Below are 15,580 nucleotides of genomic sequence, written 5' to 3' on the forward strand. Positions count from 1 at the left end.
CTAGGGTCAAGTGATGGCATGAGCCCCCCACAGGCCTCGCCATCCACCCTAGACCAAGCCAACACAAGGACCTCGCATCATGACCAAGCTCGATCAATTGCGTGCGATGACCACCGTGGTCGCCGACACCGGCGACTTCGAGTCGATCGTCGAATACCGCCCCCAGGACGCCACCACCAACCCCTCGCTGATCTACAAGGCATCGCAGATGCCGCAGTACCGCGAGCTGGTAGAGGACGCCCTCGACTTCGGTCAGACCAAGGGCAGCGGCGAGGAACGCACCCGCTGGACCATGGACAAGCTGGCGGTGAACTTCGGCACCGAGATCCTCAAGATCGTCCCCGGCCGGGTCTCCACCGAGATCGACGCGCGCCTGTCGTTCGACACCGAGGCCACGGTGCGGCGCGCCGAGGGCCTGGTCGAGCTCTACCAGGCCGCCGGCGTCGATCCGCGCGAACGGGTGCTGTTCAAGATCGCCTCGACCTGGGAGGGCATTCGCGCCGCCGAGCGGCTCGAGCGCCAGGGCATCCATTGCAATCTAACCCTACTGTTCAGCTTCGCCCAGGCCGTGGCCTGCGCCGAGGCCGGAGTCACCCTGATCTCGCCCTTCGTCGGGCGCATCCTCGACTGGTACAAGAACGCCGAGAACGTCGCCGGCTACCCCGCCGACGAGGACCCGGGCGTGCGCTCGGTCACCCGCATCTACAACTACTACAAACGCCATGGCTACCAGACCGCGGTAATGGGGGCGAGCTTCCGCAACCTCGACGAGATCCTCGAGCTGGCCGGCTGCGACCTGCTGACCATCTCCCCGGCACTGCTCGGCGAGCTGGCCTCGACCGACGGCGAGATCTGCCGCCGCCTCGACCCCGAGCACGCCCAGGACATGGAGATTGACCGAGTCAGCTTCGACGAGACCGGCTTCCGCTGGGCGCTCAACGAGGACGCCATGGCCACCGAGAAGCTCGCCGAGGGCATCCGCCTGTTCGCCGCCGACACCCGCAAGCTCGAGCAGTTCACCCGCGAGGTTTGCCAACATTGCTGACCCCTCACCAACCCCGTAAGCGCTTCGGGCAGAACTTCCTCCACGACCAGGGCGTGATCGCCCGTATCCACGCCGCTATCGCCGCGCGCCCCGGCGAGCGGCTGGTCGAGATCGGCCCCGGTCAGGGGGCGATCACTGCGGGCCTGCTCGAGGCCGTCGGGGAACTCGATGTCGTCGAACTCGACCGCGACCTGATCGAGCCGTTGCGTGCGCGGCTCGGTGGCCGCGGCACCCTGCGCATCCACAATGTCGATGCGCTGAAGTTCGACCTCTGCGCACTGCGCCAAGGGCCGGAGGAGCGGGTTCGGGTGGTCGGCAATCTGCCCTACAACATCTCCACCCCGCTGCTGTTCCACTTCCTCGACCAGTCGCCTTGTCTCGCCGATCTGCATCTGATGCTGCAAAAGGAGGTAGTCGATCGCATGGTCGCCGAGCCCGGCAGCAAGACCTATGGCCGACTCTCGGTGATGGTGCAGACCCGTTGTCACGCCCGCAGCCTGTTTCGCATCGGCCCCGGCGCCTTCACCCCGGCGCCCAAGGTCGACTCGGCGATCGTCCGTCTGGAGCCGGCGCCCGAGCTTCACTCGCTCACCGATCCCGCGCATCACGCCCGGATCGTCGCCGCCGCCTTCAGCCAGCGGCGCAAGACCCTGCGCAACAGCCTCTCCGGGCTGGTCATGCCAGAGCAGTTCGCTGCCGCCGAGATCGATCCGGGACGCCGTGCCGAGACCCTGTCGGTGACCGAGTTCGCCACCCTGGCCAATGCCGTGGCTTGCCAAACCCGATCGGAAACAGAAGACTAAGGGGTTTTTCGAGTATCGACGCGAAGAGGTTCTGACATGCCGGAGGAGCGATTGGACGGGGACGATGCGGTGATCGAGGCCGAGACCGAAGAGACGCCGACGCAGCACGAACCCGTCACCCTCGCGCGCGCCAACGATGTCCTGCCGACCGAGCTACCCCTGCTCCCGGTCGCCGCCCGCCCCTTCTTCCCCGCCCAGGCGGTGCCGCTGACGATGAGCGCCGAGCACTGGGCACCGACGCTACAGCGGGTGGCCGACAGCGAGCACAAGATCCTTGGCGTGGTGCTGGTCGGGGCCGAGCGCTCCGAGGAGGCCACCACCGCGGACTTCTACACCATCGGTACCGCCTGCCGGGTGCACCGCATCCATCACCAGGACGGCCAGCTGCAGGTCCTCGTCGAGTGCCTGCAGCGTTTTCGCATCACCAACTGGATCGGTCGCGAGGCACCCTTCAGCGCCTGTGTCGCCTACCTCCCCGAGCCCGATGGCGGGCCCGATACCGAGGTTAAGGCCTATGCCATGGCGGTGATCAACACCATCAAGGAGTTGCTGCCGCTCAACCCGCTCTATGTCGAGGAGCTGCGCTCCTTCCTCGAACGCTTTGGCCCCGATGATCCATCACGCCTGGCCGACTTCGCCGCCAGCCTCACCACCTCCAGCGCCGAGCAGCTCCAGGAGGTGCTCGAGACGCTGCCATTGCTGCCGCGTATGGAGAAGGTGCTGGCGCTGCTCAACACCGAGCTCGAACTGGCGCGCGCCCAGCAAAAGATCCGCCGCAGCGTCGAGGAGAAGATGCAGAAGCATCAGCGCGAGTTCTTCCTCCGCGAGCAGCTCAAGGCGATCCAGAAGGAGCTGGGCATCGCCAAGGACGACCGCACCGCCGAGATCGATCGCATCGAGGCGCGCATCGCCGAACTCGACCTCACCGAGCAGGCGGCCAAGCGCGTCGAGGAGGAACTCGACAAGCTGCGCATCCTCGAGACCGGCTCGCCGGAGTATGCCGTCACCCGCAACTATCTCGACTGGGTGAGTCTGCTGCCCTGGGGACGCTACTCCACCGACAAGCTCGACCTCAAGCGCGCGCGGCGCATCCTCGACCGCGACCACTACGGCCTTGAGGACGTCAAACGGCGTATCCTCGAGTTCCTCGCCGTCGGCATCCATCGCGGCGAGATCGCCGGCTCGATCATCCTCCTGGTCGGCCCGCCCGGGGTCGGCAAGACCTCGATCGGGCGCTCCATCGCCGACGCCCTGGGCCGACGTTTCTACCGCTTCTCGGTCGGTGGCATCCGCGACGAGGCCGAGATCAAGGGCCATCGGCGCACCTATATCGGCGCCATGCCCGGTAAATTCGTGCAGGCGATGAAGGACGCCGGCACCGCCAACCCGGTGATCCTGCTCGACGAGATCGACAAGATCGGCGCCTCCTACCACGGCGACCCGGCCTCGGCGCTACTCGAGGTGCTCGACCCGGAGCAGAACGGCGACTTCCTCGATCATTATCTCGACCTGCGCTTCGACCTCTCCAAGGTGCTGTTCGTATGCACCGCCAACCAGCTCGACACCATCCCCGGCCCGCTGCTCGACCGCATGGAGGTGATCCAGCTCTCCGGCTACATCGCCGAGGAGAAGCTGCAGATCGCGCGCAAGTACCTGCTGCCGCGCCAGATCGAGCGGGCTGGACTGGCCAAGGGTACGGTCAAGCTCAACGCCCGCACCCTGCGGGCGCTGATCGAGGGCTATGCCCGCGACGCCGGGGTGCGCCGGCTCGAGAAACAGCTCGGCAAGATCGTGCGCAAGGTCGCCGTCGAACTGCTCGAACACGCCGAGGCCCCGGTCGAGATCGGTCGCGACCAGCTCCAGGGCTATCTCGGCAGCCCGGTGTTCCGCGACGAGCGCAAGCTCTCAGGTCCGGGTGTGGTCACCGGGCTGGCGTGGACGGCGATGGGCGGCGCCACCCTGTCGATCGAGGCGGCGCGCACCCATGGCTTCAACCGCGGCTTCAAGCTCACCGGTCAGCTCGGCGAGGTGATGAAGGAGTCGGCCGAGATCGCCTACGGCTTTCTGGTCGGCAACGCCGAACGCTTCGGCGTCGACCCGGCCTTCTTCGAGCACGCCTTCATCCATCTCCACGTCCCCGCGGGCGCCACCCCCAAGGACGGCCCCTCGGCCGGCATCACCATCGCCAGTGCACTGCTCTCGCTGGCGCGCGACGAGCCGGTGCGGCGCATCGCCATGACCGGCGAGATCACCCTCACCGGCGAGGTCTTCCCGGTCGGCGGCATCCGCGAGAAGCTGATCGCCGCGCGCCGCGCCGGGATCAAGGAGATCGTGCTCCCGGCCGACAACCGCGGCGAGTTCGACGAGGTCCCGGAGCACGTGCGCAAGGGCCTGACGGTGCACTTCGCCTCGCGCTTCGACGACCTGCTACCGCGACTCTTCGCCCCACGTGCCCGGGCGCGCCAACGCCGCTGAGCGCCACCCCGCCCTCATGCCGGGCATGAGGGCGGGCGAACACGAAACGCCTCCAAGCGAGACCCGTCACGGCCGCGACGGTTTGACAGCGCACACGCGAACACGCCAGCATGAAAGGACACCTCGATGCGCCCGACGGCGGTCTCGATCCGACTGCCACCCCATCGACCCGGTCTCACCAGGCCAGGGCGCATCATCATCCGGACGCACGAACGCGTCCCGAGCACGACCCGCGCGTGCTCGCCCAGCCTCAAGGAGTCCTCGATGAGCGATCACCACGACATCCTCGCCCGCGCACTCGCCTCCGGCGACAAGGCATCGATCACCAACGCCTATCGCGAATGGGCGGCCCACTATGATGCCGACCTCACCGGGAAGATGGACTATGTCGCTCCGGCCATCGCCGGGCGTCAACTGGTCAACCAACTCGCCAACACCGACGCCGAAATCCTCGACGCCGGCTGCGGCACCGGCTTGGCCGGGGCCTGCGTACACCAGGCCGGCTACCACCAGCTCGACGGTCTCGACTACTCTCCCGACATGCTCGAACAGGCACGCGCCAAGGGCATCTATCGCAACCTCAGCCAGGGTGATCTCACCGCCCGTCTGGCGATCGACGACGACCGCTACGATGCCGTGCTCTGTGTCGGCACCTTCACCTGCGGCCATGTCGGCCCGCAGGCGCTGCGTGAGCTGATCCGCATCACCCGCCCCGGCGGTCACATCTGCTTCACCGTGCGCGACCGCGCCTGGGAGGAGGACGACTACGCCCGCGAGATCACCGCGATCACCGACGCCGGGCTGTGGCAGGAGATCGAGACCTTGACCACCGACTATATCCGCGAGGAGGGCTCGCAGGGTCAGGTCTGTCTCTACCGCGTCGCCTGATCGCCCTCAGTCGCCGGCCAGCTCGTGCGCCAGCGCGCCGAGCCGGCGCAGCGCCCGCTCCACCGCCGGGGTCCAGGGCACCGCGGCGTTGAGCCGCAGACAGTCGCGATACTTGCCGCTGGCCGAGAACATCGGCCCCGGGGCGATGCTGATCCCCTCGCGATGGGCGCGCGCGTGCAGCGCCATGCTGTCGATCCCCGCCGGCAGCTGCAGCCACAGCAGGAAACCGCCGCTCGGCCGGGTCACCCGGGTGCCGGGCGGGAAGTGACGCTCGACGGCATGACGCATCCGCCCCACTGCCAGCGCAAACCCCGCGCTGACCTCGCGCAGATGACGCAGATAGGCACCGCTGGCGAGCAGCTCGGCGAGGGCGAGCTGGAGCACCGAAGGTGCGGCCAGGTTGGTGGCGTACTTGAGGAATTCGATGCGCTCGAACTCGACGCCCGGCGCGACCCAGCCCACCCGCATCCCCGGCGACAGGGTCTTGGAGAAGGAGCCGCAGTAGATCACCCGCCCCTCCCGGTCATAACACTTGGCGGTGTCCGGGCGCACACCCGAAAAGGCCAGATCGCCGTAGATGTCGTCCTCGATCAGCGCCACCCCATGAGCGGCCAGCAGCTCGCTCAGGGCACGCTTGCGCGCGCTCGAGAGCACCGCGCCGAGCGGGTTGCTGAAGTTGGTGGTGACGATACAGGCGGCCACCGACCACTGCTCCAGGGCGAAACCGAGCGCCTCCAGGCTGATGCCCTGGGCCGGGTCGGTGGGGATCTCCAGCGCCTGCAGCCCGAGCGCATCGAGCGCCTGCAGCAACCCGTAGTAGGTCGGTGACTCCACCGCCACCACATCACCGGGACGGGTGAGCGCGCGCAACGCCAGGGTCACCGCCTCCAGGCAACCGCTGGTGATCAACAGCGCGTCCGGGTGCAAGGGGGTACCGTGTGCGCTCAGGTGGCGGGCGATCTGACGGCGTAGTGCCTCGAGCCCGGGCGGGAAGGCGTAGTCGACCGCCGCGTCGGGGTAGCGCCGGTAGGCGCTGGCCACCGCCCGCGCCAGCGCCTTGCGCGGCAGCAGTCGGGGATCGGGCACCGCCGCGCCGAGCTGGACGAAGGCCGGGTCATTGGCCGCCTGCAGCAGCCGCAACACCATGTCCTGCCCGCGCACCGGCGCCGGTGCCGGGGGTGGCGTCGAGATCGCCGGCTGGGCCGAGCGGGTCGGCGCCTGCACGTAATAGCCCGAACGTGCCCGCGCCCGCACCCGCCCCTGGGCCTCGAGCCGGTGCAGCGCCTCGAGCACGGTGCCAATACTCACCCCGAACTCGTGCGCCAACCGACGCACCCCCGGCAACCGCTCGCCCGGGCGATAGAGCCCGTCGCGCATCCGTCCCTCCAGCGCGGTGGCGATCTCGGCATAGCGATAGGATGTCGACATGACAGGTACAGTTTCCCGACAACCGACGGGTACAGATGGCGCACAAACGACAACTGTACCGGTCATTTTCCTTGGTTTTGTCTCTGTGACCGATGCGGTGGACCGCCTAGCCTAACGACTCAACAAGCGTAGGCAGGAGCAAGAGAGGATGTCGACATCGAAGGGACAACGGACACTGGGCTGGCTCACCGCACTCACGGCACTGCTCGCCCTGATCGCGCTGGGGGCGGAGATCGGCCCGCCCGTCGCCGAGACCACGCCACCCGGGTGCCGCGCCTGTCCATGAGCAACGCGCGGGCGGCAACGGTTACAGCGACAGCGCCCGGCGGCGGGCGACGGCGCCGCCGGGCCGATGGCTCAGTCGAGTTCCTCGAGACACTGCGCCAGCGAGTCGCGCCAGTGCGGCATCGCCAACCCGAAGGTGCGCTCGAAATGGCTGTTGTCGAGCACCGAGTAGGTCGGACGACGCGCCGGTGCGGGATACTCTGAGGAGGGGATGGGAAGCAGGTTGCAGTCCTCACCACAGGCCTCGAGGATGGCGCAGGCAAAGCCGTACCAGCTCACCTCACCACCGCCGCTGAGGTGGTAGAGGCCGCCGACCTCGTCGAGGTCAAGCTCGCCGCGCAGCACCCGATAGAGCACCTGGGCGGTCATCTCGGCGAGCATCCGGCTCCAGGTCGGCGAGCCGATCTGGTCGTCGACCACGCGCAGCTCGTCGCGCTCGGCGAACAACTGCCGCATGGTCAGCAGGAAGTTCGCCCCACGCGCGCCATAGACCCAGCTGGTACGGAACACCAAGGCACGGGCACCGGAGTCGAGCAGCGCGCGCTCACCGGCGAGCTTGGTCTCACCGTAGACGTTGAGCGGATCGGGCTGATCAGCCTCGGTATAGGGGCGCCCCAGGGTGCCGGGAAAGACGAAGTCGGTGGAATAGTGCACCACCGGAACGGCACGCTTGGCCAGCAGCGCGCCGAGTTCGCCGACGGCATCGGCATTGACCCGGCGCGCGCTCTCTGGATCCTGCTCGGCGCGATCGACCGCGGTGTAGGCCGCGGCATTGATCACCGCGTCGGGGCGGCTCTCATCGACCAGTCGCGCCAGCGACTGTGGATCCATCAGGTCGATAGTCGGGCCGTACTCGCCCTCGAGCGAGGCGGGCACCACCTCGCCCAGCCCGGCGAGGGTGCGACGCAGCTCCCAGCCGACCTGGCCGTTGGCACCGATCAGCAGCAGGCGTGGACGCTCGGGGGTCTGGTGTTTCTGACTCATGCGTAATCCTCGTAGCCGGGGAGACGATCCGCCGGGATATCGGCCAGACAGCGCGCCGCGCCGTCCTTCTGCGACAGCGACGGCGCGCCGTCGAGCGGCCACTCGATACCGATCGCGGGATCGTCCCAGCGGACGCTGAACTCGGTCTCGGGGCTGTAGTAGTCGGTGTTCTTGTAGACGAACAGGGCGTGCTCGCCGGTGACCACGAAGCCGTGGGCGAAGCCCGGCGGCACCCAGAACTGGCGCTTGTTCTCGCCCGAGAGGGTCACCCCGGTCCAGCGACCGAAGTGCGGTGAGCCGCGACGGATGTCGACGGCGACGTCGAACACCTCGCCCTCGAGCACCTGCACCAGCTTGCCCTGGGCGTGCGGATGCTGCACGTGCAGGCCACGTAGCACGCCGTGGGTCGAATAGGACTGGTTGTCCTGCACCAGCGCCGGGATGCCGAACTCGGCATAGCGGTTGGCGCGATAGGTCTCCAGGAAGTAGCCGCGCGCGTCCCCGAACACCTTGGGTTCGAGGATCAGCACGCCCGGCAGTTCGGTCTCGATCACCTGCATCATTGCACCCGTTTCAGCAGTCCCAACAGATACTCGCCATAGCCGCTCTTGCGCAGCGCCTCGCCGGTGGCGCGCAGGGTCGCGGCGTCGATCCAGCCGTTGAGGTAGGCGACCTCCTCGGGGCAGCAGATCTTCAGGCCCTGACGCTTCTCGATGGTCTCGATGTACTGCCCGGCCTCCATCAACGACTCGTGGGTGCCGGTGTCGAGCCAGGCGGTGCCACGACCGAGACGGTCGAGGTAGAGTTCGCCACGCTCGAGATAGCGCGCATTGAGGTCGGTGATCTCGAGCTCGCCGCGCGCCGAGGGGCGCAAGGTACGCGCCAATTCGCTGGCCTTACCGTCGTAGAAGTAGATCCCGGTCACCGCCCAGTTGGACTTGGGGGCGGCGGGCTTCTCCTCCAGCCCAACCACCCGTCCCGCCGCATCGAACTCGGCCACGCCATAACGCTCGGGATCGGAGACGTAGTAGCCGAACACCGTCGCCCCCGACTCGCGCGCGCTCGCCGCCTTGAGCTGATTGACCAGGCCGTGACCGTAGAAGATGTTGTCGCCGAGGATCAGGCAACTGGGATCGCCGGCGAGGAAGTCCTCGCCGATCAGCAGCGCCTGCGCCAACCCGTCCGGGCTCGGCTGCTCGGCGTAGGAGAGCCCCACCCCCCACTGGCTGCCGTCGCCGAGCAGCGCGCGAAAGTGCGGCAGGTCGCGCGGGGTGGAGATGATGAGGATGTCGCGAATCCCCGCCAGCATCAACAGTGCCAACGGGTAGTAGATCATCGGCTTGTCGTAGACCGGCAGCAATTGCTTGCTGAGGGTCCGGGTAAGCGGATAGAGACGGGTGCCGGATCCGCCGGCGAGGATGATTCCCTTTCTGTTCATGCGTCGAATCTCAGTTGTCGGCACCACCGAGGCGTTCGCCACGATAGCTGCCATCGGTCACCCGCGCGCACCACTCGGGGTGCTCCAGATACCACACCAGGGTGCGACGCAACCCGCTCTCGAAGGTCTCCTGCGGCGTCCAGCCGAGTTCGCGCCGGAGCTTGGAGGCGTCGATCGCATAGCGACGATCGTGGCCGGGGCGGTCCTTGACGAAGGTCTTGAGCGCGGCGTGCGGGCGGTGTGGGGCCTCGGGCAGCAGCTCGTCGAGCAGCGCGCAGAGGGTGTCGACCACCTCGAGGTTGGTGCGCTCGCTGTTGCCACCGACGTTGTAGACCTCGCCCGGGGTGCCGGCCTCGAGCACCCGCCAGATCGCCCGGCAGTGGTCCTCGACGAACAGCCAGTCGCGCACGTTGCCGCCGTCGCCATAGATCGGCAGCGCCTCGCCACGGCTGGCCTTGAGGATCATCAGCGGGATCAACTTCTCGGGGAACTGGTAGGGCCCGTAGTTGTTCGAGCAGTTGGTGGTGAGCACCGGCAGGCCATAGGTGTGGAACCAGGCGCGCACCAGGTGATCCGAGCCGGCCTTGCTCGCCGAGTAGGGCGAGTTGGGGGCATAGGGCGTGGTTTCGGTGAAGGCCCCGGTGGGGCCGAGCGAGCCATAGACCTCGTCGGTGGAGACGTGGAGGAAGCGGAAGCCCGTCGGCTCACCGCGCTCGGTCCAGTAGGCGCGGGCGCTCTCGAGCAGATTGAAGGTGCCGACCAGATTGGTCTGCACGAAATCGCCCGGGCCGTCGATCGAGCGATCGACATGGCTCTCGGCGGCGAAGTTGACCACCGCGTCGACCCGGTGCTCGCGCAACAGCCGCGAGACCAGCACGCGATCGCCGATATCGCCCCGCACGAAGTGGTGGCGCGGCTCGTCCTCGAGGTCGGCGAGCGAGTCGAGGTTACCGGCATAGGTCAGCAGGTCGAGGTTGACCACCCGGACATCGGGCCGGGCGAGCGCCAGGCGTACGAAATTGCTGCCGATGAAGCCGGCGCCACCGGTGACGAGCAGGGTCTGCATGGATCACTCCTTGAGGTTCGGGTCAGAACGGGATGTCGTCGTCGAAGTCAGCCCCACCGCCGAACCCGCCCGAGGGGGCGCCACCACCGGCGCCGCCACTGCCGCCGCCGGCATAGCCGCCACCGGAGTAGCCCCCGCCCTGGGGCCCACTCTGAGGACCACCCTGGCGACCGCCGCCCTGGGGCGCACCGCGCGGCGGCTCGTCGTCGAAGGGCGCGGAGCTGGCGTAGCCACCACCGCCGCCGGAGCGGCTGTCGAGCATCTGCATGGTGCCGCTGATGTCGACCACCACCTCGGTGGTATAGCGGTCCTGACCGTCCTGGCCCTGCCACTTGCGGGTGCGCAGCTTGCCCTCAATGTAGACCTTCGAGCCCTTGCGCAGATACTGCTTGGCGATCTCGGCGACCTTGCCGAAGATGGCCACATTGTGCCACTCAGTACGCTCGCGGGTCTCGCCGGTGGCGCGGTCGCGCCAGCTCTCGCTGGTGGCCAGACGCAGATTGGCCACGGCGTCGCCGCTGGGCATGTAGCGCACCTCGGGGTCGGCCCCGAGGTTGCCGATCAAGATCACCTTATTGACACCACGTGTCGCCATCTCTTCCTCCCGCCGGGCGCCGCGCGCCGGACGTGTTGTATACGGTTGCGTGAAACATGGAGGATCGACGCGCACCCACTCCGGGCCGCGCCGATCCGGTATCTGGTTGATTCCGTCGTCGCCACCGTGACCGGTGGCGACCCTGCGGGGCCAGCCCCGGATCCGTGCTCAGGCGTCGGCCGAAAGGGTCTGCAATCTTGCCCAATCGAGTCGACGACTGTCCACCTTGAGGTAGGCGACGCCCTCGTCGGGCGCCACCACCGCCTCGCGCACCCCGGGCTCGGCGAGCAGCCGGCGCTCCAGCGCCGCCGCATCCCGGGTCCCCGGCGCCAGCGTCAACACCCGCCGCCCCAGATCCTCGGGCATGCGCATCCCCGCCACCAGCGCGATCCAGGCCAGCGACACCAGCACGCCGACCAGATAGACGGCATCCGGGCCGAAGCGCTCGTGTGCCCAACCGCCGAGCAGGCCACCGAGGAAGGCGCCGACGAACTGGGCGCTGGAAAACACCCCCATGGCGGTGCCCTTGGCCCCGGCGCGCGCGCTCTTCGAGACCAGCGAGGGCAGCACCGCTTCGAGCAGGTTGAAGATGGTGAAGACCACTACCAGCAGCACGCCGAGCACCCACAGCGACTGCCCGAACAGGGCGAAGCCGAGCATCGCCACGCCGAGCGCGATCACCGAGCCGAGCAGCACCCCGCGCGCCCGGCCGCGACGCTCGGCGAGGATGATGAAGGGCACCATCGCCGGGATCGCCAGCAGCACCACCGGCAGATACAGCCGCCAGTGCGAGGCCGCCTCCAGCCCCGCCGCCTCGACCGAGAGCGGCAGCACCACGAACAGGCTGACCATGGTCAGGTGCAGCATGAAGATCGCCAGATCCAACCGTAGCAGGGTCGGGTTGGCGAGTACCCCGCGCAACTGGTCGAGCGCCGGCTGGGCGTCGCGATGGAGCTGCGAGCGCTCGGGATCGGGCACCAGGGTGTAGAGCAGCACCATCCCCACCACCGCCAGCGCTGCGGTGACCCAGAACACCCCGGCAACCCCGACCCAGCGCGCCAGCGCCGGGCCGATCACCAATGCGGCGGCGAAGGACAGCGCCACACTGATACCGATGGCCGCCATGCCCTTGGTACGCACCTCCTCGCGGGTGAGGTCGGCGGTCAGCGCGATGATCGCCGCAGCGATCGCACCACTCCCCTGCAACACCCGACCGACGATCACCCAGTGGATGCTGTCGGCCAGTGCCGCCACCACGCTGCCTGCGGCGAACAGCAGCAGGCCGCCGAGGATCACCGGCTTGCGCCCGATACGATCGGAGAGCAGCCCGAGCGGGATCTGCAGCAGCGCCTGGGTCAGGCCGTAGGCGCCGATCGCCAACCCGATCAGCAGCGGGGTCGCGCCACTGAGTTCGTGCGCATAGAGCGCGAACACCGGCAGGATCATGAACAGACCCAGCATCCGGGTCGAGAAGATGGCGGCAAGTCCGGCGGCGGCGCGCCGTTCGGTGGGAGAGAGGGGCGGGCTCGATATCTCTGTCTGGCTCACGGCCGGTGGCCTTTGCTTCTGGTACGCGAAGCTTCGCATAATAGCAGTTTGCCCCGGGCCGGCGCAGGCCGGACCAAGCCCCGGGGATCATCCACGCGACGGCGAGCGCGCCGCCACCTTCGACCTCGAGACCTCTGCGGCCAGCCCATGGACACCATCCGCATCCGCGGTGCACGCACCCACAACCTCAAGGGGATCGACCTCGACCTGCCGCGCGAGCGGTTGATCGTCTTCACCGGGCTGTCGGGCTCGGGCAAGTCCTCGCTCGCCTTCGACACCCTCTATGCCGAGGGCCAGCGACGCTATGTCGAGTCGCTCTCGGCCTATGCCCGGCAGTTCCTCTCGGTGATGGACAAACCCGACGTCGATCACATCGAGGGACTCTCGCCGGCGATCTCGATCGAGCAAAAGACCACCTCGCACAACCCGCGCTCAACCGTCGGCACCATCACCGAGATCTACGACTACCTACGCCTGCTCTTCGCCCGGGTCGGCGAGCCGCGCTGCCCCACCCACGGGGTGGCGCTCGCCGCCCAGACCGTCAGCCAGATGGTCGACCAGGTGCTCGCCCGCCCCGAGGGCGAGCGGCTGATGCTGCTCGCCCCGGTGGTACGAGGCCGCAAGGGGGATCACCAGCGCCTGCTCGGCGAGCTGCACGCCCAGGGCTTCGTGCGCGCGCTGATCGACGGCAGCGTGCACGAACTCGACGCCCTGCCCGCGCTCGAGGCCAAGCGCAAGCACGACATCGCCCTGGTGGTCGACCGCTTCCGCGTGCGCGACGATCTCGCCGGTCGCCTAGCCGAGTCCTTCGAGACCGCGCTGGCGCTCACCGAGGGCATCGCCAGCGTCGTCGCCCTCGACCAGCCCAATCGGGCGCTGCTCACCTTCTCGGCCAACTTCGCCTGCCCGCACTGCGGCTACAGCATCACCGAACTCGAACCCCGCGCCTTCTCCTTCAACAACCCCGCCGGCGCCTGCCCCGACTGCGACGGCCTCGGCATCGAGCAGTTCTTCGACCCCGACAAGGTCGTGATCCACCCCGAGCTGAGCCTCGCCGGCGGCGCGGTGCGCGGCTGGGACCGGCGCAACGCCTATTACTTCGGGCTGATCCGCGCGCTCGGCGCGCACTACGGCTTCGACGTCGAGACCCCTTGGTGCGAGCTGCCCGAGGTGGTGCGCGAACGGGTGCTGTTCGGCAGCGGCGAGGAGCGCATCCGCGTGCGCCTACCCAACGAGCGCGGTCCCGGGCGCGAGCGCCCCTTCGAGGGGGTGATCCGCAACATGGAGCGGCGCTACCGCGAGACCGAGTCGAACACCGTACGCGAGGAGCTGGCGCGCTATCTCTCCCACCAGCCCTGCCCCGCCTGCCAGGGCTCGCGCCTCAACCAGGCGGCGCGTCACGTCTTCATCGGCGAACACAACCTGCCGGCGCTGACCGCGCTGCCGGTGGGCGAGTCGCTGCGCTTTTTCGAGGGACTCACCCTCACCGGCGCGCGCGGCGAGATCGGCGCCAAGGTGATCGGAGAGATCGCCACCCGACTGCGTTTCCTAGTCGATGTCGGCCTCGACTACCTCACCCTCGAGCGCAGCGCCGACACCCTCTCCGGCGGCGAGGCCCAGCGCATCCGCCTGGCCAGCCAGATCGGTGCCGGGCTGGTCGGGGTGCTCTACATCCTCGACGAGCCCTCGATCGGGCTGCACCAGCGCGACAACGCCCGGCTGCTGCGCACCCTCACCCACCTGCGCGACCTCGGCAACACCGTGATCGTGGTCGAGCACGACGAGGACGCGATCCGCGCCGCCGACCAGGTCGTCGACCTCGGCCCCGGCGCCGGTGCCCACGGCGGCCAGGTGATCGCCCAAGGCAGCGCGGCGGAGATCGCCGCCGACCCCGCCTCGCTCACCGGGCGCTATCTCAGCGGCACCGAGCGCATCGCCATCCCGACACAGCGCCACCCCCCCGACCCCGAGCGCCAGCTGCGCATCCTCGGCGCGCGCGGCAACAACCTGCGCGCGGTCGACGTCGCCATCCCGGTCGGCACCCTGTGCTGCGTCACCGGGGTGTCGGGCTCGGGCAAGTCGACGCTGATCAACGACACCCTCTACCCGGTCGCCGCGCGTCACTTCAACGGCGCCAGCCTGCGCCCGCGCCCGCACGGCGCGATCGAGGGGCTGGAGCACTTCGACAAGGTCATCGACATCGACCAGAGTCCGATCGGGCGCACCCCGCGCTCCAACCCGGCGACCTACACCGGGCTGTTCAACATGGTGCGCGAGCTGTTCGCCAGCGTCCCCGAGGCGCGCGCCCGGGGCTATGGCCCGGGGCGCTTCAGCTTCAACGTCAAGGGCGGGCGCTGCGAGGCGTGCAAGGGCGACGGGCTGATCCGCGTCGAGATGCACTTCCTCCCCGACGTCTATGTCCAGTGCGACACCTGCCAGGGCCGGCGCTACAACCGCGAGACCTTGGAGATCCGCTACAAGGGCAAGCGCATCGACGAGGTGCTCGACCTCACCATCGCCGAGGCGCTGGAGTTCTTCGCCGCCATCCCGCTGATCCAGCGCCGGCTGCAGACCCTGGTCGACGTCGGCCTCGCCTATGTCCGCCTCGGTCAGAGCGCCACCACCCTCTCCGGCGGCGAGGCGCAGCGCGTCAAGCTCAGTCGCGAGCTGGCCAAACGCGGCAGCGGGCGCACCCTCTACCTCCTCGACGAGCCGACCACCGGGCTGCACTTCCACGACGTGCGCCAGCTGCTCGAGGTGCTCCACCGGCTGCGCGACCAGGGCAACACCGTGGTGGTGATCGAGCACAACCTCGACGTCATCAAGACCGCCGACTGGATCATCGACCTCGGCCCCGAGGGCGGCGACAAGGGCGGCGAGATCGTCGCCACCGGCACCCCCGAGGCGATCGCCGCCGAGCCGCGCTCGCACACCGGGCGCTTCCTCGCCCCGCTGCTCGCGCGCGGCTGGTAGCCGAGGCCCGCTTCACACGACGCCGGCGCAACGAGGCCGGCGAGGAGTCCGT

General features: G+C 68.6%; 13 protein-coding genes. 6 read left to right on the forward strand and 7 right to left on the reverse strand.

Annotated features, from left to right (window positions below; all coding sequences use genetic code 11):
* Positions 1-79: 79 nt before the first annotated feature.
* The 4 genes from tal (at position 80) to HF203_RS00890 (ending at position 5,211) form a co-directional block, all read left to right on the forward strand.
* Positions 80-1,045, forward strand: a complete 966-nt coding sequence (gene tal / locus HF203_RS00875) for a transaldolase (protein ID WP_210424565.1) — start codon at positions 80-82, stop codon at positions 1,043-1,045.
* The gene (gene rsmA / locus HF203_RS00880) at positions 1,039-1,848 is read left to right on the forward strand and encodes a 16S rRNA (adenine(1518)-N(6)/adenine(1519)-N(6))-dimethyltransferase RsmA (protein ID WP_168665646.1); all 810 of its coding nucleotides are present in this window, start codon (positions 1,039-1,041) and stop codon (positions 1,846-1,848) included. Before tal ends, rsmA begins: the two co-directional genes overlap by 7 nt.
* Positions 1,849-1,884: 36 nt before the next feature.
* The gene (gene lon, locus HF203_RS00885; RefSeq protein WP_168665648.1) at positions 1,885-4,323 is read left to right on the forward strand and encodes an endopeptidase La; all 2,439 of its coding nucleotides are present in this window, start codon (positions 1,885-1,887) and stop codon (positions 4,321-4,323) included.
* Between the two features lie 264 nt (positions 4,324-4,587).
* The gene (locus HF203_RS00890) at positions 4,588-5,211 is read left to right on the forward strand and encodes a class I SAM-dependent DNA methyltransferase (RefSeq protein ID WP_168665650.1); all 624 of its coding nucleotides are present in this window, start codon (positions 4,588-4,590) and stop codon (positions 5,209-5,211) included.
* A 6-nt stretch (positions 5,212-5,217) separates the two neighbouring features.
* Here the strand turns inward: HF203_RS00890 and HF203_RS00895 are convergent, their stop codons facing one another.
* Positions 5,218-6,639 carry an aminotransferase-like domain-containing protein gene (locus HF203_RS00895; RefSeq protein ID WP_168665652.1) on the reverse strand — a complete coding sequence of 474 codons (1,422 nt, stop codon included), beginning with the start codon at positions 6,637-6,639 and terminating at the stop codon, positions 5,218-5,220.
* A gap of 148 nt (positions 6,640-6,787) precedes the next feature.
* Here HF203_RS00895 and HF203_RS00900 point away from each other — a divergent pair, with 148 nt between their 5' ends.
* Positions 6,788-6,925: a hypothetical protein gene (locus tag HF203_RS00900; protein ID WP_168665654.1), complete on the forward strand. Its 138-nt coding sequence runs from the start codon at positions 6,788-6,790 to the stop codon at positions 6,923-6,925.
* Positions 6,926-6,996: 71 nt separating this feature from the next.
* Here HF203_RS00900 and rfbD read toward each other — a convergent pair whose 3' ends face one another.
* From rfbD to HF203_RS00930, 6 genes are all read right to left on the reverse strand, one after another.
* The gene (gene rfbD / locus HF203_RS00905) at positions 6,997-7,908 is read right to left on the reverse strand and encodes a dTDP-4-dehydrorhamnose reductase (RefSeq protein ID WP_168665656.1); all 912 of its coding nucleotides are present in this window, start codon (positions 7,906-7,908) and stop codon (positions 6,997-6,999) included.
* The gene (gene rfbC, locus HF203_RS00910) at positions 7,905-8,468 is read right to left on the reverse strand and encodes a dTDP-4-dehydrorhamnose 3,5-epimerase (protein ID WP_168665896.1); all 564 of its coding nucleotides are present in this window, start codon (positions 8,466-8,468) and stop codon (positions 7,905-7,907) included. The genes rfbD and rfbC overlap by 4 nt, the downstream gene beginning before the upstream one ends.
* Positions 8,468-9,346 carry a glucose-1-phosphate thymidylyltransferase RfbA gene (rfbA, locus tag HF203_RS00915; protein WP_168665658.1) on the reverse strand — a complete coding sequence of 293 codons (879 nt, stop codon included), beginning with the start codon at positions 9,344-9,346 and terminating at the stop codon, positions 8,468-8,470. The genes rfbC and rfbA overlap by 1 nt, the downstream gene beginning before the upstream one ends.
* 10 nt (positions 9,347-9,356) lie before the next feature.
* Positions 9,357-10,412: a dTDP-glucose 4,6-dehydratase gene (gene rfbB / locus HF203_RS00920; protein ID WP_168665659.1), complete on the reverse strand. Its 1,056-nt coding sequence runs from the start codon at positions 10,410-10,412 to the stop codon at positions 9,357-9,359.
* A 22-nt stretch (positions 10,413-10,434) separates the two neighbouring features.
* On the reverse strand, positions 10,435-11,007 hold the full coding sequence (ssb, locus tag HF203_RS00925) for a single-stranded DNA-binding protein (protein WP_168665661.1): 573 nt from the start codon (positions 11,005-11,007) through the stop codon (positions 10,435-10,437).
* A gap of 168 nt (positions 11,008-11,175) precedes the next feature.
* Positions 11,176-12,594: an MFS transporter gene (locus tag HF203_RS00930; RefSeq protein ID WP_210424566.1), complete on the reverse strand. Its 1,419-nt coding sequence runs from the start codon at positions 12,592-12,594 to the stop codon at positions 11,176-11,178.
* A 108-nt stretch (positions 12,595-12,702) separates the two neighbouring features.
* Here HF203_RS00930 and uvrA point away from each other — a divergent pair, with 108 nt between their 5' ends.
* Positions 12,703-15,528 (forward strand): excinuclease ABC subunit UvrA, encoded by a 2,826-nt coding sequence (uvrA, locus tag HF203_RS00935; RefSeq protein ID WP_168665663.1) that lies wholly within the window; start codon positions 12,703-12,705, stop codon positions 15,526-15,528.
* Positions 15,529-15,580 lie beyond the last annotated feature (52 nt).

The organism is Marichromatium bheemlicum, from assembly GCF_012276755.1.
Classification (GTDB): Bacteria; Pseudomonadota; Gammaproteobacteria; order Chromatiales; family Chromatiaceae; genus Marichromatium; species Marichromatium bheemlicum.